15 protein-coding genes, 1 tRNA gene, 1 other RNA gene and 1 pseudogene are annotated in these 20,160 nt (G+C 68.0%); 6 read left to right on the forward strand and 12 right to left on the reverse strand.

Annotated elements, in window-relative coordinates; all coding sequences use genetic code 11:
* Positions 1–9: 9 nt before the first annotated feature.
* Genes purL through purS form a run of 3 tightly spaced genes read right to left on the reverse strand, consistent with a single transcriptional unit; the run spans position 10 to position 3,363 of the window.
* The gene (gene purL / locus AC1DXI_RS13510; protein WP_043423412.1) at positions 10–2,343 is read right to left on the reverse strand and encodes a phosphoribosylformylglycinamidine synthase subunit PurL; all 2,334 of its coding nucleotides are present in this window, start codon (positions 2,341–2,343) and stop codon (positions 10–12) included.
* Positions 2,340–3,110 carry a phosphoribosylformylglycinamidine synthase subunit PurQ gene (gene purQ, locus AC1DXI_RS13515; protein ID WP_476939066.1) on the reverse strand — a complete coding sequence of 257 codons (771 nt, stop codon included), beginning with the start codon at positions 3,108–3,110 and terminating at the stop codon, positions 2,340–2,342. Before purQ ends, purL begins: the two co-directional genes overlap by 4 nt.
* A gap of 1 nt (position 3,111) precedes the next feature.
* Positions 3,112–3,363, reverse strand: a complete 252-nt coding sequence (purS, locus tag AC1DXI_RS13520) for a phosphoribosylformylglycinamidine synthase subunit PurS (protein ID WP_018776110.1) — start codon at positions 3,361–3,363, stop codon at positions 3,112–3,114.
* A gap of 277 nt (positions 3,364–3,640) precedes the next feature.
* On the opposite strand from purS, the gene AC1DXI_RS13525 reads away from it, so the two are divergent.
* Both AC1DXI_RS13525 and AC1DXI_RS13530 read left to right on the forward strand, forming a co-directional pair.
* The gene (locus AC1DXI_RS13525) at positions 3,641–3,826 is read left to right on the forward strand and encodes a hypothetical protein (protein ID WP_018776109.1); all 186 of its coding nucleotides are present in this window, start codon (positions 3,641–3,643) and stop codon (positions 3,824–3,826) included.
* 362 nt (positions 3,827–4,188) lie between these two features.
* Complete coding sequence (locus AC1DXI_RS13530) at positions 4,189–7,329, forward strand: S8 family serine peptidase (RefSeq protein WP_476939067.1); 3,141 nt, start codon at positions 4,189–4,191, stop codon at positions 7,327–7,329.
* A gap of 100 nt (positions 7,330–7,429) precedes the next feature.
* Here AC1DXI_RS13530 and AC1DXI_RS13535 read toward each other — a convergent pair whose 3' ends face one another.
* Genes AC1DXI_RS13535 through AC1DXI_RS13550 form a run of 4 tightly spaced genes read right to left on the reverse strand, consistent with a single transcriptional unit; the run spans position 7,430 to position 9,862 of the window.
* Positions 7,430–7,810 (reverse strand): serine protease inhibitor, encoded by a 381-nt coding sequence (locus tag AC1DXI_RS13535; protein ID WP_476939068.1) that lies wholly within the window; start codon positions 7,808–7,810, stop codon positions 7,430–7,432.
* Positions 7,807–8,787: a 3-methyladenine DNA glycosylase gene (locus AC1DXI_RS13540; RefSeq protein WP_476939069.1), complete on the reverse strand. Its 981-nt coding sequence runs from the start codon at positions 8,785–8,787 to the stop codon at positions 7,807–7,809. The genes AC1DXI_RS13535 and AC1DXI_RS13540 overlap by 4 nt, the downstream gene beginning before the upstream one ends.
* Positions 8,756–9,337, reverse strand: coding sequence for an SSI family serine proteinase inhibitor (locus AC1DXI_RS13545; protein WP_476939070.1), 582 nt, complete (start codon positions 9,335–9,337; stop codon positions 8,756–8,758). Before AC1DXI_RS13545 ends, AC1DXI_RS13540 begins: the two co-directional genes overlap by 32 nt.
* A gap of 27 nt (positions 9,338–9,364) precedes the next feature.
* Positions 9,365–9,862, reverse strand: a complete 498-nt coding sequence (locus tag AC1DXI_RS13550; protein ID WP_476939186.1) for a MarR family winged helix-turn-helix transcriptional regulator — start codon at positions 9,860–9,862, stop codon at positions 9,365–9,367.
* 100 nt (positions 9,863–9,962) lie between these two features.
* Here AC1DXI_RS13550 and AC1DXI_RS13555 point away from each other — a divergent pair, with 100 nt between their 5' ends.
* Both AC1DXI_RS13555 and AC1DXI_RS13560 read left to right on the forward strand, forming a co-directional pair.
* On the forward strand, positions 9,963–10,187 hold the full coding sequence (locus AC1DXI_RS13555; protein ID WP_476939071.1) for a hypothetical protein: 225 nt from the start codon (positions 9,963–9,965) through the stop codon (positions 10,185–10,187).
* Between the two features lie 143 nt (positions 10,188–10,330).
* A complete protein-coding gene (locus tag AC1DXI_RS13560) occupies positions 10,331–10,525 on the forward strand; it encodes a hypothetical protein (protein WP_476939072.1) in 195 nt (64 codons plus the stop codon).
* A 158-nt stretch (positions 10,526–10,683) separates the two neighbouring features.
* Here the strand turns inward: AC1DXI_RS13560 and AC1DXI_RS13565 are convergent.
* From AC1DXI_RS13565 to ffs, 4 genes and pseudogenes are all read right to left on the reverse strand, one after another.
* A pseudogene (locus tag AC1DXI_RS13565) lies at positions 10,684–11,982 on the reverse strand (aspartate kinase); the annotation flags it as partial.
* A gap of 464 nt (positions 11,983–12,446) precedes the next feature.
* Positions 12,447–13,046 carry a recombination mediator RecR gene (gene recR / locus AC1DXI_RS13570; RefSeq protein ID WP_018774392.1) on the reverse strand — a complete coding sequence of 200 codons (600 nt, stop codon included), beginning with the start codon at positions 13,044–13,046 and terminating at the stop codon, positions 12,447–12,449.
* Positions 13,047–13,098: 52 nt separating this feature from the next.
* Positions 13,099–16,260 (reverse strand): DNA polymerase III subunit gamma and tau, encoded by a 3,162-nt coding sequence (locus tag AC1DXI_RS13575; protein WP_476939073.1) that lies wholly within the window; start codon positions 16,258–16,260, stop codon positions 13,099–13,101.
* A 27-nt stretch (positions 16,261–16,287) separates the two neighbouring features.
* Positions 16,288–16,384: signal recognition particle sRNA small type (gene ffs, locus AC1DXI_RS13580), an RNA gene on the reverse strand.
* A 675-nt stretch (positions 16,385–17,059) separates the two neighbouring features.
* On the opposite strand from ffs, the gene AC1DXI_RS13585 reads away from it, so the two are divergent.
* Positions 17,060–17,144, forward strand: a tRNA-Ser gene (locus AC1DXI_RS13585).
* Positions 17,145–17,440: 296 nt separating this feature from the next.
* On the opposite strand, the gene AC1DXI_RS13590 is transcribed toward AC1DXI_RS13585, so the two are convergent.
* Positions 17,441–18,352: an oxygenase MpaB family protein gene (locus AC1DXI_RS13590; protein ID WP_476939074.1), complete on the reverse strand. Its 912-nt coding sequence runs from the start codon at positions 18,350–18,352 to the stop codon at positions 17,441–17,443.
* A gap of 285 nt (positions 18,353–18,637) precedes the next feature.
* Here AC1DXI_RS13590 and AC1DXI_RS13595 point away from each other — a divergent pair, with 285 nt between their 5' ends.
* Positions 18,638–20,098: a M23 family metallopeptidase gene (locus AC1DXI_RS13595; RefSeq protein ID WP_476939075.1), complete on the forward strand. Its 1,461-nt coding sequence runs from the start codon at positions 18,638–18,640 to the stop codon at positions 20,096–20,098.
* Positions 20,099–20,160 lie beyond the last annotated feature (62 nt).

The raw sequence follows: 20,160 nt of genomic DNA on the forward strand, positions 1-20,160 counted from the left end.
TGGAACTTGTTAGCCGAAGTACTTCGGCAGGGTCGCCTCGTGGGCTTCGCGGAGCGCGTCGAGGTTCATGGTCTCGACGCCGTTGATCTCCAGCGTGCCGCCCTCGGCGTCCACCACACCGATCCGGACGTGCGCAAAGCCGCGGGCGGTGCACATGTCCGTGAAGCGGATTTCCTCCGAGCGCGGCACAGCGACGACGGCGCGGCCCTGGGTTTCGGAGAACAGCGCCGTGAACAGGTCCACGCCGTCGCGGTCCAGGACGTCCTGCAGGGCGATCCGGGCGCCCACGCCGTAGCGCAGGGACGACTCCACGAGGGCCGCGGCAAGGCCGCCTTCGGAGAGGTCGTGGGCCGAATCCACCATGCCGTCGCGGGAGGCGTTGATCAGGATCTGACCGAGTTCGCGCTCGGCGTCGAGGTCAACCTTGGGCGGCAGGCCGCCCAGGTGTCCGCGCATGTTGGACCATTCCGAGCCGTCCAGCTCAGCCGCCGTCGTGCCCAGCAGGTAGATGGCCTGGCCGTCTTCCTTCCAGCCCGACGGGGTGCGGCGGGCGACGTCGTCGAACTTGCCCAGCACAGCCACCACGGGGGAGGGGTGGATGGGGGTGGTCCCGGTCTGGTTGTACAGCGAGACGTTGCCGCCGGTGACAGGGATGCCGAGGACCATGCAGGCGTCGGACAGGCCGCGGATGGCTTCGGCCAGCTGCCACATGACGTCGGGGTCCTCCGGGGAGCCGAAGTTCAGGCAGTCGCTGACGGCCATCGGCACGGCGCCGGAGGTGGCGACGTTGCGGTAGGCCTCGGCCAGGGCCAGCTGCGCGCCGTGGTAAGGGTCCAGGTAGGTGTAACGGCCGTTGGCGTCGGTGGCCAGGGCCACGCCCAAGCCGGTTTCCTCGTCCACCCGGACCACGCCGGCGTCGTCCGGGAACGCCATGGCGGTGTTGCCGCCGACGTAGCGGTCGTACTGCTTGGTGATCCAGGACTTGTCGCACATGTTCGGTGAGGCGACGAGTTCGGTGATGGCGGCGGCCAGCTCCGCGGGGGCGGAGGGGCGTCCGGCGTCCTGCACGGACCCGGTGAAGGAGTCGGCCTGGACGGCGTCCTGCCATTCGGGGCGGGCGTACGGACGGTCGTAGACCGGACCGTCGTGGGCCACGGTGCGCGGGTCGACGTCGACAATGACTTCGCCTTCCCACGTGATGATGAGGCGGCCGGTATCGGTCACCTCGCCCAGCCAGGAGTACTCCACCGCCCACTTGTCCATGACCGCTTCGAACGCGGCGATGTTCTCCGGGGTGACCACGGCCATCATGCGTTCCTGCGACTCGGACATCAGGATTTCGCCCGGGGTCAGGGTGGGGTCGCGGAGCAGGACGGAGGTCAGCTCGACTTCCATGCCGCCGTCGCCGTTGGAGGCGAGCTCGGAGGTGGCGCAGGAAATGCCTGCGGCGCCGAGGTCCTGGATGCCTTCGACCAGGGATCCCTTGAACAGCTCCAGGCAGCACTCGATCAGGACCTTCTCGGCGAACGGGTCGCCCACCTGGACCGCGGGGCGCTTGGACGGCTTGGTGTCATCGAAGGACTCCGAGGCCAGCACGGAGGCGCCGCCGATGCCGTCGCCGCCGGTGCGGGCACCGAACAGCACCACCTTGTTGCCCTTGCCGGAGGCGTTGGCGAGGCGGATGTCCTCGTGGCGCATCACGCCGACGGCCAGCGCGTTCACCAGCGGGTTGCCCTGGTAGACGGAGTCGAAGACCATTTCGCCGCCGATGTTGGGCAGGCCCAGCGAGTTGCCGTAGCCGCCGATCCCTGCCACGGCGCCGTGCATGACGCGGGCGGTGTCCGGGTGGTCAATGGCGCCGAAGCGCAGCGGATCCATCACCGCGACCGGGCGGGCGCCCATGGAGATGATGTCGCGGACAATGCCGCCGATGCCGGTTGCGGCGCCCTGGTAGGGCTCCACGAACGACGGCGAGTTGTGGGACTCGATCTTGAACGTCACGGCCCAGCCGTCGCCCAGGTTGGTGACACCGGCGTTTTCGCCGATACCCACGAGCATGTCCTTCTTCATTTCCTCGGTCACCTTGTCGCCAAACTGGCGCAGGTGGTTCTTCGAGGACTTGTAGGAGCAGTGTTCGCTCCACATCACCGAGTACATGGCGAGTTCCGCGCCGGTGGGGCGGCGACCCAGGACCTTCACGACCTCGTCGAACTCGTTCTGCTTCAGGCCCAGCTCGGCCCAGGGGAGTTCGGTGTCCGGGGTCTTGGCAGCGTTCTCGACGGTGTCGATGTTGAACTTCCGGGCGGTCTCCGCGGGTGCCGCCACTGCGGGTGTCTCCGTCATTTGTTGTCTCCCACGATCTTGTTCAGGACAGAGGTGAAGAACCCGAGGCCCTCGGTGCCGGAGCCGAGCTCGGGGCCAAAGCCGGCCTCGACGGCGTGCTCGGGGTGCGGCATGAGGCCCACCACGTTGCCTGCGGCGTTGGAAATGCCGGCGATGTCGCGGCGGGAGCCGTTCGGGTTGAAGCCGACGTAGCGGAACACAACGCGGCCTTCGGCCTCAAGCGCATCCAGGGTCTTCTCGTCGGCGATGTACTGGCCGTCCTGGTTCTTCAGCGGCACAGTGATTTCCTGGCCGGCGGCATAGTCCCCGGTCCAGGCGGTGGTGTTGTTCTCCACGCGCAGCACCTGGTCCCGGCACATGAATTTCAGGTGGTCGTTCTTGATCATGGAACCGGGCAGCAGGTGCGACTCGGTCAGGATCTGGAAGCCGTTGCAGATGCCCAGCACGGGCAGCTTGGCCTCGGAATTGGCGGCGTCGATGATCTTGGACATCAGCGGGGCGAAGCGGGCGATCGCGCCGGCGCGGAGGTAATCGCCGTACGAGAACCCGCCGGGAATCACGACGGCGTCAACGTCACCCAGGGTGGTGCCGGCGTGCCAGAGCTCCACCGGGGTGGCGCCGGCCAGACGGACCGCGCGGGCGGCGTCACGGTCGTCGAGGGTGCCGGGGAAGGTGACGACGCCGATCTTCGCACCGGCCAGCCTGCGAGCACCAGGAGCGTTGGCGGCGACGGCGACGGCCTCGCCGATCAGGGGGAGTTCAGTCATTTCAGGCCTCAACGACCTCGACGTTGACGACGTCCTCGATGACCGGGTTGGACAGCAGGGTCTCCGCGGCGTCGCGGGCCTGGGCCAGGATCTCCTCGGTCACCTCGCCGTCGACCGTGAGTTCAAAGCGCTTGCCCTGGCGGACAGAGCTGAAAGCGGTGAAGCCCAGCCGGGGCAGAGCACCGACGATGGCCTTCCCCTGCGGGTCCAGAATCTCGGGCTTGGGCATGACGTCGACAACGATCCGGGGCATCCGGCAACTCCTGTGCGTGAGCGTTGGGTAAGGGCGCAGCGGAGTGGTGCCGTCTCACGCCGATCCGCTGTGTGTTGAGGACTGCCTGGTGAATGCAGCGTGAAAGGGCGCTCCGCGAGCTTGCATGCCCATTCTACCGGCCACGGCGCGTCCGGCCGTATTCGGGCTGGGAGTGTGAACACGGCCTCCCCGGCGGGTCCTTGAACTGGAGAAATGGCGCCGCGGGGGGCGGCTGCGTCCTATGGTCGGGGCTGCCGCGGGTCAGTAGGATGTGCGCATGGCTGAGAATCCGAAATCCGTGGTGTTGTCTGTTGTGGCCGTCGCAGTGTTCGCCGGGCTGGGCCGGATGGTCCTGCAGAAGATCAAGGCCGACCGTGCGGCGAAGGCGACGAAGGTGGCCGGGCCCTTGGATGAGAAGACCCGCGCATGGATCAGCGACGTGGTCCGGACTCCCCGAAAATAGGCCAGCGGGTCACGAGAGGTCCACGAGCGGGTCACGAGCGGGTCACGAGCGGGCCGGCGGCAGGCCCCGCGACCATGACGGGCCGGTTCCCCGCGCACCGAGGTACCGCGGCGGTGAGGCCGCACGCGGCCGGAACTTCCAATTGACGCAGTTCAGCGACGTCGCCATCGCGTCGTGTCGCATTGCGTGACAAATTTTAAATACCCCCTTGTGGTCTATGTCATATCTCGCTCTCAGTCTGTACTGTATGAATCGGCTGGTCTCCGTGGGGGCGGGCCGGGCGACCGCCCGGTGAGTTCCCGCCAGTCCGTTGGGCCCGGCGTTGCAGCCGGGCCGTTCCTTTACGAAAGGTTCAAACACTCGTGACATCACCAGGAAAGAGCTTCCTTCGAAGCGGGGGACTCCGGAGGGCCGCGGCACTGACCCTGGGCTTGCCGGTTCTTCTGTCCAGCATCGCGATCGCCCCGGCCAACGCGGCCCCGGCGCAAGGCCAGACCGTAGCCGGCGTCGCACAGAAGAATGTTGATCCGAACAACTACAAGGACGGCCGCTACATCGTTGTCCTGACCGAGAAAGCGGCTGCCACGTATGCCGGCGGGACGGCCGGCATGCCGGCCACCAAGCCCGCGCCCGGCAAGAAGCTGGATGCCAACAGGGCTGAAGTGAAGAAGTACCAGGCGCACCTGGAGCAGAAGCAGGCCCAGGTGGCCGGCAAGCAGGGCGTCAAGATCAATCGGCAGTTCTCCGCTGCCCTCAACGGATTCAGTGCACACCTCACCGCGGATCAGGCCATCAAACTGGCCAAGGACCCCAGCGTGCTGACGGTTGCCCCTGACACGGAAAACGCTCCGGACTACTCCAGCACCGATTTCCTGAAGCTCAGCGGGCCCAACGGAACCTGGAACACGAAGTTCGGCGGCCAGAACGGCGCCGGCAAGGGCGTCGTCGTCGGCGTCATCGACACTGGCTACACCCCGTCCAGTGCGTTTTTCGCCGGGGAAGAGGTCAAACCCCTCGTCGGCAAGCCTGTCGTCGGTGTGCCGTACAGGATGGCGGACGGCAAGATCGCAATGCTCAAGTCCGACGGCGACACATTTATCGGTGAGTGCCAGAAGGGCCAGGACTTCGACGGTTCTGCCTGCAACTCCAAGGTCCTGAGCGCGCACTACTTCGCCGAGGACTTCCTGCAGTTCGTACCCCCGGGCGACCGTGCTCCGGAAGAACTGCTGTCCCCGGTCGATGTCGCCAGCCACGGCACCCACACGGCCAGCACCTCGGCGGGCAACGCCAACGTCGAGACCTTCGTCGACGGGCGCAGCTTCGGCCTGACCAGCGGCATCGCGCCGGCCGCGAAGCTCTCCGTTTACAAGGTCTGCTGGGAAGACACCGACCCCAACACGGGCGGCTGCTATAGCTCCTCGTCCGTTGCCGCCGTCGAACAGGCCATCAAAGACGGCGTCGACGTGCTGAACTACTCGATCTCCGGTTCTGCGACGTCAGTTATCGACCCGGTCTCGATTGCCTTCCTGAACGCTGCCTCCGCAGGCATCTTCGTCGCAGCATCGGCCGGAAACTCCGGCCCGACGGCAAGCACTGTCAACCACGGCGGCCCCTGGGTCACCACGGTTGCGGCCAGCAGCTTCTCCCAGGAGCTTCAGGGCACCGTTGAATTCGCAGACGGCACCAAGTTCCGCGGCGCCAGCATCATGAACAAGGAAGTCAAGGACGCGGGCGTGGTGCTGGCTGCCAACGCTGCCGCGGCGACCCCGCCGTCAAGCCCCGCACTGTGCGGGCCCGGCACCCTGGACCCGGCGAAGGTCGCCGGCAAGGTCGTCGTTTGCGACCGCGGCGTTGTCGACCGCGTCGCCAAGAGCGCCGAGGTTGCCCGTGGCGGCGGCGTCGGCATGATCCTGGTGAACCTGAGCAATTCCTCGCTGGACACCGATCAGCACGCTGTCCCGACCGTGCACGTGAACCCGCCGGCCACCGAGGCCATCAAGGCCAAGGTAACCGCCACCCCGGATATCAAGGTGTCCCTTGTCAACAAGGACACGACCGGACTGCCGCTGGAGGCGCAGCCGCAGATTGCCGGGTTCTCCTCCCGGGGCCCGCTGCTGGCCACCGATTCGGACCTGCTGAAGCCGGACGTTACCGCGCCGGGCGTTGCAGTCCTGGCCGGTGTGTCGCCGATTGGCGCTGATGGTGCAAAGTTCGGATTCTTGTCCGGCACCTCCATGGCGGCACCGCACGTTGCCGGTTTCGGCGCGTTGCTCCTGGGCAAGAACCCGAACTGGTCCCCGGCAGCGGTCAAGTCCGCCATGATGACCACGGCAGGCAAAGTGGTGAACGCCGACGGCTCCAAGAACACCGACGTCCACGCCACCGGCGCCGGCCAGGTGGATCCGGCACGCATGGTCGACCCGGGTCTTGTCTACGACGCTAACGAAGAGGACTACTGGAAGTTCATTCAGGGCACGGGAATCAACCTCGGCCTGGCGTCCAGCACCCTGCCGCGGGACATGAACGTCCCGTCCTTCTCGCTGGGCAACCTCACCGGCAAGATCACCGTGACCCGGACCCTGACCGCCCTGACTCCGGGCGTCTACAAGGTCAAAGCCGATGTACCCGGAATTCAGGTCAACGTGGCTCCGGCAGCCCTGAACTTCAAGGCCGCTGGCGAGAAGAAGACCTTCAAGGTCAGCTTTGAGAACAAGAGCGCGGCCCTGGGCAAGTTCGCCATGGGTTCACTGAGCTGGGAGGGTGCAGGCAAGACCGTCACCTCGCCGATCGCAGTCCGGCCGCAGTCTGTCGTCGCCGCGAAGGATGTCTTCCTGAGCACCGAATCCGGCACCGGTTCGGGCGACATCAGCGTTGTGTCCGGCACCAACTTGCCCGTAAACATGACGCTGGACGGCCTGTCCAAGGCGGATTCTTCTGCCGTGGAGCTGGTTCCCGGACCCTTCGCGGGCCGCGCCGATGCCTCGACGTTCGTCAAGACTGTGAAGGTCCCGGCGGGTGCTCCGCTGGCCAAGTTCTCGGTCATCTCCTCTGACCCGAACTCGGACTTCGACATGTGGGTTGTCACGCCACAGGGCGTCGAGCAGGTGGCGACGTCGTCGTCCAGCGAGACGCTCTCGATTGCGGATCCCGCTGCCGGGACGTACACGATCTACGCGAACCTGTACTCCAGCCCGGGCGGCAAGGCCACGAAGGCAAGCGTTGATGCCGCGATTCTCGGTGCCAACGAGAACAATGCGACCATCTCGCCGAACCCTCTGGTGCTGCCGAACGGTGAGACGGGCAAGATCACGCTGAACTGGACCGGTCTTAAGCCCGGCTCCTACATTGGCCGGATCACCTTCGACGGTGCCAGCGAGCCGACGTTTGTCAGCGTCGTCGTGAACGCTGCAGGGGTTGCCTCGGTGGCGCCGACCTCGGAAGGCGCGGCCGCGCAGTCCAAGTTCCAGAACCAGGAGCTTGAGCGCCCCAACAACGCCATCTAGGCGCAGCTCAACCTGACAACAAAGGCAATGGCCGGCGGTTCGCACCGCCGGCCATTGCCTTTGCTTGTTAAGTGATGACGCCTGCGAGGTTCCGCGGGGCTCAAATTGCGCCGGTGGAACCCGCAACCCCGCCCAGCAGCGGCGCCATCGCCCGCCAGCGGGCGATCTCGCAGCCATCGGTGCGGCTAAACGTGCTGTGGACTTCCCGGCCCAGGAACCAGCCGGTCACCACGGCGACCTGCGGACCGCCGTACTGCTGCGTGCACATCTTCGGCGGTCCCGGCTTGGGAAAGAAGATGGCCTCGCCGTGCTGCGTGACCGCCGCGAGGGCGGCCGCCGAATCCGGCAGCGTGGACGCCGGGGCGACGCTGCCGCCGTCGGCCGCCAGCCGGAAGGTGTACTCCGGCGCTTCCGGGGCCTCCGTCAACCGGACGGTGAGATCGATGTCGTGGCGGCTGTGACGCTCGTGCGTAGCGTTCATTGCTGTCCTTCCGTGCGTTCGGGGGCAGGGCCGGAACCCATCGACTGGAGCAGGGGAGAAAGCTCCTGCAACAGCCGCTGCCGCAGTTCTTGTGATTCGGCTGAAAAAGCCCGCTGGTGCTCAACGTACGCAGCTTTGCCCTCCGGTGTCTCGATCCGGATCGCCGGATACCCCCACTCTTGCAAGTCATAGGGCGAGGCCTGCATGTCCATGGCGCGGATCCGCCACGACAGTTCGAAACAGGCCATGACGAGCTCGCTGGGCAGCAGCGGGGACAGCTTGTAGGCCCACTTGTAAAGGTCCATGTTGGCGTGCAGGCAGCCCGGCTGCTCCATGGCTCGCTGGTTCTCCCGGCTGGGAACCATACTGTTCAGCGGAACGGCGTCCGGGGTGTAGAAGCGGAAGGCGTCGAAGTGCGAGCACCGGATCCGGTTCTCCTCCACCACCTCGTCGGTGCGCCCGGACCCCAGCCGCAGCTGCAGGTACTCGTGCCGGAGATCGAACTTGTCCTGCCGGTAGACCATGGCCCACTCGTGCAGCCCGAAGCAGCCGAACTGGGCCGGCCGCGCGGCGGTCCCGGCCAGGATGATCCCTGCGAACTGCAGTGCCTCCCGGCGCTCCCTCAGGAAGGCGTCGGCGTCGACCGTCACGGCCGGCGACTCCGCCGGCAGCCCGGCGGCCGCGAGTTCCGCGGCGTCGGCCGCGCGGTAATACTTCCACCTGGTCCGCGCCGCAGCCTCGGGGCCGGAGAGCACGACGCCGGCGCCCGGGTGCCAGCGCAGCAGCTGTCCGGGCTTCTGGGTGTAGTAGGTGAAGAGGAAATCCTCCACCGGGTGCTTCCGGCCTGCGGAGCGCCGCTCGAGGTAGGGGTCCGCGTAGCGGCGGACACGTTGGACGTGGGCGGCCTGGCGCGGCAGCCACTCTTCCTGCTGAAGGTGCAAGGGCTTAGCTCGCCCCGCCGGATGAGCCCAGAACATCTTTGGCGGCGTTCCAGGCGGCGATTTCACAGCCGTTTGTCAGGCTGAAGCTCGCCTGAACCGCCCTGCCATCCACGACGCCGGTGACGGTCGCCACCTGCGGGCCGCCGTACTGCTGGGTGCAGGTCTGGTTCTTGGCGGGCGGGGCGGGGCTGAGGATGGCCGGGTTGTTCTTGATGGCGATGCACGCGGCGGCGGCGTTGGGGTGCTGGCTTTCGGCCGCCGGAACCCCGTTCTGGCAGACCAGCGTGAGGTTGGCCGCGGTGCCGGTTTCGGACGGCTTGACCATGATGGCGAGCTCGGCGTTGCCCTGGCCCGGGCCGGACGGCAGCGGGACCGCGGAGGGGGACGGGGCCGGCGAGGTCGTCTCCGTCTCCGGGGACGGGGAGCCGGACGGTGCTGTGGGTGACGGGCTGGAGGGGGTGCCCGTCGTGGTGCTGGTGGAGGGAGAAGGTGTAGGCCCGCCGTTCGGCGTGCAGGCGGCCAGTCCAGCCACGGCCATCAGGACGGCCGCCAGGACAAGTGCCGGGCGGCCCGATTGCGTGCGCATCAGCAGTCCTCCTCTGTTTTGCCCAGTCTACCGCCGGGGCGCGTCGTCCGGACCGGGCCGTGTGGCGGCGATCAGGTCCATCATGGTGGCATGCAGCTGGCCGACCTGTTCACGGGTCAGGCCCAGCCGGGCCATCATGATGCCCGGGACTTCGGTGGCCTGCTCTCGAAGGGCGGCGCCGCGCGGCGTTAGCCGGACATCCAGGGTGCGTTCGTTGCCTTCCATCCGCTGGCGGGTGATGAAGCCGGCCGTCTCGAGGCGGCGCAGCAGCGGCGAAATGGTTGCCGGCTCCTGGGCCAGGGCCTCGCTGATGTCGCGGACCGACCGGGGGCTTGCTTCCCAAAGGCACAGCATGACGAGGTACTGCGGGTGTGTCAGGCCGAGCCTGTCCAGGACGGGTTTGTAGGCGCCTACGACGCTTCGGGAGGCCACCGTCAGGGCGAAGCAGAGCTGTTGTTCCAGCAGGAGGTCGTCCTGCGCTGCCTGCGAGTCCTGTGCTGCCTGTGTGACGCGCTTGTCCTGGATTGCTGGGCTTCCTTTGGTCACACCGACTCCTTCGAATGATTAGTGCACTAATGATTAGCGTACACTGGGAGCATTGTCTTGCTCCCAGGAAAGGATAGCCATGGCCAAGGAAAACGCCGTCGAGAGGTTCATGCGGGCCACCGGGAAGTTCCGGGCGGTGTTCGGGCCGGCCAACCGCAGTTCACTCGGCCACGAGATGACCGACCAGAACAGGCGGCTGCTGGCGATGCGGCAGGCTGAAACTGAAAAGTGGGAAACGCTGCACCGGCCCGACGGCAGCACCTATGTGGTCCCCCGAAACCCTGACGACAAATCCCTGCGCTAGGTCCCTATTAGCGCCACCCCACCCGGGCCATTTCCCGCCGCCGGGCGTAAAATGAGGGCACTGACACACCGCTGTGCAGCATCCTGAACCATCCGGGACGAGGAAAGGGGGTGGGACTAGTGACACGTGCTGTTAGGGCTTTCATGGAAAAGACCGACAAGCTGAGGCTGCTGTTCGGGCCCGCAAATCGAGGCGACACCGCGGCGCCTGTAGTTCACAAGCACGACGACTTCGAGCACGCCTCGGAAGACGACCTGGCAGGTTTCGAAGTCGAGACGGACGACCAGGGACACCACTACGCTGTCCGGAAAGCGGATCTCGGGAAAGAAGAGGTCTGACGGGGCCCGCTTCGCCGATTCCGACGGTTCCGGGGGACCCCGGGTGCCGGGGGCGTCCAGGGCGACGCGTGGGTCGCGGCCGGAAACGTGGGAATGCGGCCGGAGATGTGGGGACGCGGCCGACGACGTGCGGAGATGGGGAAGGGAGCGGCAGGTGCCGCTCTGTGGATGGCGCGGACGGCGTCGTCGAGCAGATCCGCGTGGGTGACCACGGAAATGCGGATCTCCGAGGTGGAGATCATGTTGATGTTGATCCCGGCCTCGGAGAGGGCCGCGAAGAAGCGGGCGGACACGCCCGGGTGCGAGCGCATGCCGGCGCCGATCAGCGAAAGCTTGCCGATCTTCTCGTTGTATTCGATGCTCTCAAAGCCGATCCGGTCCTGGGCGGCATGCAGCGCGGCCAGGGCCTCGGCGCCCTCGACGATTGGGAGGGTGAAGGAGATATCGGTCCGGCCCGTGCCGTGGGTGGACACGTTCTGGACGATCATGTCGATGTTCGAGTGCGCGTCCGCGATGACCTGGAAGATCGCCGCTGCCTTGCCGGGGATGTCAGGTACGCCGACAACCGTGACCTTGGCTTCGGACCGATCGTGTGCAACACCGGAGATGATTGGCTGCTCCAAGGCAACTCCCTCTTGAGTCGTGATCTTGTCGTCGGCGCCGGGCAGGACCCAAGTGCCTTCGTTCTGGCTGAATGAGGAACGGACGTGCAGGGGCACCCCAAAGCGGCGGGCGTATTCGACACAGCGCAGGTGCAGAATCTTAGCGCCGGACGCGGCCAGTTCCAGCATCTCCTCGCTGGAGATGCGGTCGATCTTCCGGGCCGACGCGACCACACGCGGATCGGCCGTGTAGACGCCGTCGACGTCGGTGAAGATCTCGCACACATCGGCGTCAAGCGCCGCGGCCAGGGCCACCGCCGTCGTGTCCGAACCGCCGCGCCCGAGCGTCGTGATCTCGTTCGTCGTGTGGCTCATGCCCTGGAACCCGGCCACAATCGCGATGTGCCCCTTGTCCAGGGCGGTGCGGATGCGATGCGGGTCGACGTCGATGATCCGGGCCTTGCCGTGGATGCCGTCGGTGATCATGCCGGCCTGGGACCCGGTGAAAGACTGGGCCGAGGCGCCGAACTTGTTGATGGCCATGGCCAGCAGCGCCATGGAGATTCGCTCGCCGGCGGAGAGGAGCATGTCCATTTCGCGGGCGGGCGCGGAATCGGTGACTTGGCTGGCGAGGTCAAGGAGCTCATCGGTGGTGTCGCCCATGGCGGAAACCACCACCACCACTTCGTCGCCGGCGTTTTGGGCGTCCACGACCCTCCGGGCGACGCGCTTGATGCCTTCTGCGTCCGCCACCGAGGACCCACCAAATTTCTTCACGACAAGGTGCTTGGTGGCGGCGGCCGAGACGGGCAGCGTCTGCGATCCGGGCTGGACTTCGGTAGTGGGCAAACTCATTCGCGCACCCTCACTGGATCATCGGGGTTCTGGGCCAGGCAACCAAACGGCGCGACGGCGTAACTTCTCACCCCAGTTTATCGCCGTGCTGCCCGCGCCGTTGAATTGTGACCGAATGGCAGACACGCCGGGTCTGTCTCCACGGGACATGCCCAGTGTTGCGGGCAAGGGGTGGGCATGTTCACTGGTTCTGTGGGGCATGCTCATTCTTGGCGGGCGGGAGTGGGCATGAGGGCATTATTTCCGTTGCCGGGCGCGGGCGCTGGACATGTCCACTGGGCCGGGTGGGGGAGTGCGGGCCAGGGGGTGGGCAAGTTCACCGGTGCCCGTGGGGCATGCTCATTCTTGGCAGGCGGGAGTGGGCATGAGGGCATTATGTCCGTTGCCGGGCGCGGGCGCGGGGCACGTCCGCTGGGCCGGGTGGGGGCCCGGGGGTGTCGCTGCCGGTGGCTGCCACGAGTCCGTCAGCTCAGGGCGTTGCGGCGGCCCTCGAAGGCCCTGCCGAGCGTTACTTCGTCGGCGTATTCCAGGTCCCCGCCTACGGGCAGGCCGGACGCCAGCCGGGTGACGGCGATGCCGATCGACTTGAGCATCCGGGCCAGATAGGTCGCCGTGGCCTCGCCCTCGAGGTTGGGGTCGGTGGCGATGATGATTTCCTGGATGGCGCCGTCGTTGAGCCGGGTCAGCAGTTCACGGATCCGGAGCTGTTCCGGACCGATCCCAGCGATCGGATTAATCGCGCCGCCGAGTACGTGGTACCTGCCGCGGAAGGACCGCGTGCGCTCCACCGCCAGGACGTCCTTGGATTCTTCGACGACGCAGATCACCGTGGGGTCCCGGCGCGGGTCGCGGCAGATGTTGCATAGTTCCTGCTCCGTCACGTTTCCACAAACGGTGCAGAACTTGACCCGTTCCTTCACGGTGGTGATGGCATCGACAAGTCGTTTCATGTCCTGGGGATCGGCCTCGAGGATGTGGAAGGCCAGCCGCTGGGCTGACTTGGGCCCCACCCCGGGAAGGCGTCCGAGCTCGTCGATCAGCTCTTGAACTGCGCCTTCGTACACAATGTCCTCGTTCGTTTGGAGTGGGGCCGGTGGCGGCCGGCTGGGGGGTCTGCTAGAAGCGGGGCGGCAGGGGGCTTCCGTCCAGGGAGCGCTCCTCCACCAGTTTGCCGCCCAGAATGCGTTCGACGGCGGCCCGGCCGAAGACGCCCGATTCCTCGATCGTTTCGTCGTCGGCGCTCGGGATGTCCTGTACGTAGACGGTGGTCGCGGCAGCTGCGCGGGCGGGGGCTTTCGCCCGTCCGGCCTCGGCCTCGGGGCTGTTCGAAAGCCGCTGGTACAAGCTTTGCCGGCCCGTCGGGGCAGCAGCCTCCGAAACGGCGGCCACCGCAACAGCCTCCGCAACGGCAGCGGCAGCGGGGGCCACCCGCGGCGCAGCAGGCTCGGCAACGGCCGCAGCCGCTTCGGCCCGGGCCGGGTGTTCCGAGGACAGTCCCGACGGCGCGGACACGACGCCGGCATACTCCGGGATCTGTGCCGCCGCCGGCTCGTAGTGCACTGGAGCCGGTTCGGGCTCGGGCGCCGCGGGCTCGACTTCCGGCGTCGGGTACCGGCCGAGGTTCGAATCTGTGCCGACCGTCCAGATGCCGGGTGACTGCTCGACGGCGCGGGCCCACGCGTCAGCCGACGCGTCAGGGCCTGCGGACGAGGTCCCGGCCAGGGAGCGGGCAGGGTTGGATGCCTGCGCGGCCGGGGACTTGCGGGCTGGAGCCGCGGGCGCAGCCGCGGACTCGGCGCGGCGCGGCGCGGCGGCGGCGGGCGACGGGTCCCAATCCAGCGGCGGTTCTTCGTCGAGCGGAGGGGCGTCCTCGTCGCGGGGCGGTCCCCAGTCGTCATCAGGGTCGGCATAGGACCCGGAAGGCTCCGAAGGGCCGTCCGATTCGGCTGCCGGCGCGGCCGCGCGGACCGGGGCCGCGGGGCCGGGCGCGTGCGGTTCCGATGCTGGCCCGGCTGCGCGGACCGGGGCCGCGGGGGCGGGCGCCTGCGGTTCCACCGCCGGCTCGGCTCCCGTGGGGGCCGGAGTGGGTTGCGCCGATGGCATTGGGGCGGCGGGAACGTGGGCCTGGGCAACCCCCGAGGCGACGGCTTCAGCAGTGTCGTTGGCCGGAGCTGCCGGCTGCTGGGGAGCCGGGCTCAGGCCCCAGGCGACGTCGGCCGATGTCGCCTGCGTCGCAGACGATGCCGGGGTCTCCGGGCTAGCCGGCGCTTTTGGGTTTGGCTCAGAGCTCGCTGGGCTGTTGCTGCCGCCGGCCACGGCCCGGATCTGGCAATCGATGCCGATCGTCTTGTGGATCGCCTGCCGGAGGTTCTCGGCGTGGTCGGCCCGGCCGAAGGCCCCCGCCAGTCCCGTGGTGGTGAACGCGAGGGTCAGGACGTGGTCTTCGAAATGGCCCACCTGGGCGTTGGGTTCCACCAGCGCCCAGGTGCTGCGTTTGATCTTGGTGAGCGTTTGCAGGATTTCGGGCCAGGCACGGCGCAAAACCTCCACGTCGGCTCCGGGGCCGGCGGCAGGGCCGGGCGCAGGGCTGGGAACAGCGGCAGGCGCCCTGCCCGGCTCGGCAGGTTCGGGCCGCGCAGGGACGGAGGGCATGGGGGTAGATGCCGTAGCGGCGGAAGGTGCTGCGGCGGACGGGGCCGCCTCGGGCGGAGCCGTACGTGCGGGTTCGGCTGCCGGGGCGGCAGCCACCGGGGCAGTCACTGACGCGGGCAGGGACGGAGCCGCGGCTGCGGGACCTGCAGCGGGGGTGAGTCGGCTGGCCGCCGCGGGTTCGTCCACCGGCCAGTCGCTGGTGCTGACCCGTGGTGCCGTCAGCGGTTCACGGACGGGCTCGTCCCGCCGAGCGGGCGCGGTGGCTGCGGCCGGCGTCTGCTCGCCCTGGGGCGGGGCGGGTGGGGCGTTGGTGGTTGCGGCAGCCGGTGCCGCGTGTGACGGCGCGGCGGCCAGGTGCGCTGCCGGCCGCTGTGGAGCGGCCGCCTGCTCCGTGCGTGCAGGCGAAACGGCGGCAGGTGCGGGGGCGCCGGCGAGGGGAGCTCCGACGTCGTTCCCGGCGTAGTTCAAACGACGCTCGACGCGGTCGATCCGGGCCGCGATGCCACGCTCGGTCTGTTCGGAGCTGGGCAGCAGGATGCGGGCGCACAGCAGTTCCAGGTGCAGGCGCGGTGAGGTGGCCCCGGTCATGTCAGTGAGAGCGGTATTGGTGACGTCCGCGGCGCGGGAGAGTTCGGCCGCCCCGAGGTTGTGCGCCTGGTTCTGCAGCCGGGCGATCTGGTCCGCGGGCATGCCGCGGAGGATGGACTGGGCGCTCTCGGGCATGGCCTGGACGATGATGAGGTCGCGGAAGCGTTCCAGCAGGTCCTCGACGAAGCGCCGCGGATCGTGCCCGGTCTGGATGACGCGGTCCACGGCGCGGAACACCGTGGCGGAATCCGACGCGGCGACGGCCTCCACGACGTCATCCAGCAAGGAGGCGTGCGTGTAGCCCAGGAGGGCGACCGCAAGTTCGTAGTCCAGTCCGTTTGGTCCGGCGCCGGCCATGAGCTGGTCCAGCACGGAGAGGGAGTCGCGAACCGAACCGCCGCCCGCGCGGATGACGAGCGAGAGCACGCCGGGCGCCACGGGGACGTTCTCCTGGGTGCAGAGCAGCTCCAGATATGCCATGAGTGGCTCCGGCGGCACCAGCCGGAAGGGGTAGTGGTGCGTGCGGGAGCGGATGGTGCCGATGACCTTGTCCGGCTCCGTGGTGGCGAAGATGAACTTGATGTGTTCCGGCGGTTCTTCGACGATCTTGAGCAGGGCGTTGAATCCGGCCGACGTGACCATGTGGGCTTCGTCAATGATGAAGATCTTGTAGCGGTCCCGGACGGGGGCGTAGGTGGCCCGTTCCCGGAGGTCGCGGGCGTCGTCCACGCCGCCGTGGCTGGCGGCGTCGATCTCGATGACGTCCAGGGAGCCCGAGCCGCCGCGGGCGAGTTCCACGCAGCTGGGGCACTTGCCGCAGGGGGTGTCCGTGGGGCCCTCGGCGCAGTTCAGGCAGCGGGCCAGGATGCGGGCCGAGGTGGTTTTGCCACAGCCGCGGGGGCCGGAAAAGAGGTAGGCGTGGTTGACGCGGTTCTTGCGCAGGGCCGTCATGAGGGGGTCAGTGACGTGCTCCTGCCCGATAACGTCCGCGAACGAATCGGGGCGGTATCGACGGTAGAGGGCGGTAGTAACAGTCACAGATAAACCCTACCAATCGGCACAGACATAAAAGACCCCTCATGCACCCGCCAGAGCCCGTTTACCCTTGCTACCTTCCGGTCCTGGGGGAGTTCAACAGGATGACGCCACATGAGGGGCCGTCAGCAATATTACCTGACGATTGGGTGTGCCCCGAATTGGCCCGGTTTGGCCCCCCATCCCGGCGGGACATGCCCAATTTTCGCGGGCAGGAGTGGGCTGGTTGGTGCCATGTCCAGCGCTCGGGCTGGCCGGTGGACATGTCCGGTGGTGAGGAGTGGGCAGCGCAGGGCATGCCCATTTTTCGTGGGCAGGAGTGGGCTGGTTGGGGCCATGTCCAGCCCTCGAGGGAGCTGTGGGGCATGTCCGGTGGTGAGGAGTGGGCAGCGCAGGGCATGCCCATTTTTTGTGGGCAGGAGTGGGCTGGTTGGGGCTATGTCCAGCGCTGGAGGGAGCTGTGGGGCATGTCAGGTGGTTAGGAGTGGGCAGCGAGGGGCATGCCCATTCTTGGCGGGCAGGAACGGGGATGGGACAGGGCAGGGCGGGCAGGTGTGGGCTGGTTGGGGCCATGTCCAGCCCTGGAGGGAGCTGTGGGGCATGTCCAGTGGCGGGAGGGGGCAAGCGCGGGGCATGCCCATTTTTCGCGCGAAGGAGTGGGCTGGTTGGGGCTATGTCCAGCCCTCGAACGGGCCGTGGGGCATGTCCCGTGGAGGAGCCGCAGGCCGGGGCGGGGAGGGCCAATTGGGCGAAGCTGGAAAGTTCAGGTATTCTAGTATCTGCTTTTGATTCAGAAGCAACTGGAGAATTCGCCTAGCGGCCTATGGCGCACGCCTGGAACGCGTGTTGGGTTAACGCCCTCGGGGGTTCAAATCCCCCATTCTCCGCGGTTGGCCCCGGTCCTCGGACCGGGGCCTTTTTGCGTTCCCGGGCCTTTTCGTTTCCCCCTGCATTTGTTTCCTCGTGAGGTTGGCCAGGCGGCCCCGGCGCGGCGGCCCCGGTCCTCGCGGCAGCCCCGGCCCTCGTGGCAGGCCCGGCGCGGCGGCCCCGGTCCTCTAGGCAGCCCCAGCCATGCCCCGGCCCGGCCGGGGAAGTCGGCTTTGGAGCCCGCCCAGTGCACCTACCGCCCAACGCACCTGCCGCCCGCGCTACCGGACCACCGGAGTCGCTTCCCGCAGCAGGCTCAGGCCCGGTAGCCCAGCCGGCGGAGCCGGGCCCGGGCAGCTTGCTCGCTCGGACCCATCCGGCCCAGCGCCACATGCACCACGCCGAGCGTGACCCGGGTGGCCAGGGTTACCGGCAGCGGAATCGGGCCCAGCCGCGCGGTCCGCAGGCCCAGAAGCTCGCGGTACTTGGGCTCGAGGCTTGCCACGGCGGCCGCGAACAGCACCCGGTAGCCAGGCCTGAGCGCGGGGTGCAGGGGTGGGTCGCGAATGAACGCCACCGTCTCGGTGACCCGTTCGTCACAGCGGAGCTCGCCGTCGTCGTACCAGCGGTCCAACTGCTGCCGCATTTCCGCTTCGCTTAGCGGCGGGGTCTCGACGCCCATCAGCCGGCCGGCCTGGGCCCACTCACGGACGTAGGCATCCGGTCCGCCAGGAATCGGCCGCCCCCACAGCTTGTGGGCAGAGAGGAAAGCGTCCGTGAAGGCAATGTGAACCCACCGGAGCAGTTCGGGATCGTTGGCCGCGTAACTGCGCCTGATGCCGTGGCCGTCCACGAATTCTCCCCGTACCGTCCGGTGCAGCCGAAGGACCCAGTCCGACGCCGCCTTGGCCGTATCGGTGGAGCCATAGGTCACGGTGAAAATCCAGCGGATCGTGCCGGCCAGCCGGCCCAGCGGGTCTTCGCGGAATCGGGAGTGATCGTGGACTCCGGCCAGCGCGCCGGGATGGAGCGCCTGCATCAGCAGTGCCCGGATTCCCGCCACAATGGTGGGCATGTCCCCGTGCACGGCCCAGACGGCAGAGCCGGGTAAGTGGTAACCGGCGTCGTCCCTCTCGGCCAGGCTTGGCACCCACTCGGGCACGGAATCGCGCGTCCCCGTGAACGTTTGCTTGAGTTCGGCCTGCCATTCCCTGAGGACATTGCGCATCCTCTATTCTTACCCGGCCCGGCGGCGCGCGGCACCTGCAATGGTGCGGAGAACTACTGGGCCGCCACCGGCAAGCTACTGGGGACATCCGCGGATCGCCGATTGGTCCCGCAAAAGGAACGCGCTGACGGTTCACAGACCCGGCCGTCTGTGGTCACATAGGGAGGTAAGTCCGTGAAGATTGGGGTCTGGCGGACATATTGCGGGAGTCACGTCGTGGGAAAACACTGGGGAAACTCATCGAGTGAGCAGTCAGCGAGGGCACGGACCATTGCCGTGCGCTGCGTGTCCGGAGGCCTGTGCCTGTCCCTGGCCGTACTGGCATTCGGTGGCTTTCAGGGACTGAGCGCCTTTGCGTCCTACGGTGCGCCCACCGCCGTCCCGACGGCCGCCATGCCGCCCGTCGGGGACGTGGGACCGGAAGCCCTGGACCCTCTGGCCCACTCCGCGGTGACCGCGCCTGCGGGGACTCCCGGCACCGTCACCGCCGACGCCCAGGCGCTCGTGGCCTTCAGCCGGAGCACGGTGGACACGGCCACCCGGGAAGGGGTGCGTGGCGAGCTCAATGTGGCCTCGGCGGCCCTGAGCCGGCCCGCGCCGGGTTTCCTCATGGCTCCGCTGGAATCGCTGGTGCCATCGTCCCCGTTCGGGCTGCGCACCAGCCCCCTGACGGGATTCGCGGGCGAATTCCACTGGGGCCAGGACTTCGCGGCCCCCTGCGGCACCCGCGTCTACTCCGCCGACGCCGGTGTGGTGCGGGCCGTTGGGTGGCACCCGTGGGGCGGCGGAAACCGGGTGGAAATCGACCACGGCAACGGTCTCATCACCACGTACAACCATCTGGAGGCGATCGCGGTCAAGAAGGGCGACTCCGTACGGGTGGGGGAAATTATTGCCCGGGTAGGTACCACCGGATCCTCCACCGGCTGCCACCTTCACTTCGAAACCATCCTCAACGGCTCCCACACTGATCCGCGCGATTGGACATTGCTCCCCATCAAGCAGGTGGATCAACTCGGCCCCATCCAAATGACCAGCTACGCACCCGACGCCGGTAAGGCAACCAATGCGGGGATTGGCTGGGCGATTCCTGTCCGGGAGGACCTGACCCACGTGGTGGCCGGCGGTGTTCAGGAACAGCCTGCCGCGGTGGCCGCCAAGCCACCGGCGAGTGCCTCACCTGCGGCTACCGAAGCCGCCGCCGACAAACCGTCGGCGACGCCTTCCGCCACCCCGACCCCGACGCCGACCGGGAGTGCATCCGCGACCCCGACGCCGCCGGCGACTGCGTCCCCAACCCCGACCCCAACCCCGACGCCGACCGGGACTGCCACGACGACGACACCTGCCCCGCCGACCGGGAGCACACCGACGACACCCGCCGCACCCGCCCCGACGCCGTCGGCAACCGCCACCCCGACGCCAACGGCAACCGCCACCCCGACGCCAACGGCAACCGCCACCCCGACGCCAACGCCGACGGGAACGGCCTCCGCCAAGCCATCAGCACCGTTGTCGGTCCCGCCGCCGGTGGCACCGCCGCCCTCCGCGCCTGCGTCGGCCTCCGCAACCGCGACGGAGGCTGCCGCCAAGACGGCCACCCCGGTGCCGGCCCCGATCACTGTGGAGCCGGACCCGGTCACCGCGCCGGCCGAAACGCCGACGCCAAAGACGGCCACGCAGTCGGCCACCACGGCAGTGACAACAAAACCCTCAGCGACGCCCTCGACGACGCCCAGCGGCTAGCCCCCGCCGCGCCCCAGGCCGCCATTCCGGCGCCTTGTCCGGGAGGCACACCCATACCCGCA

The organism is Arthrobacter sp. P1_H7, assembly GCF_056405215.1.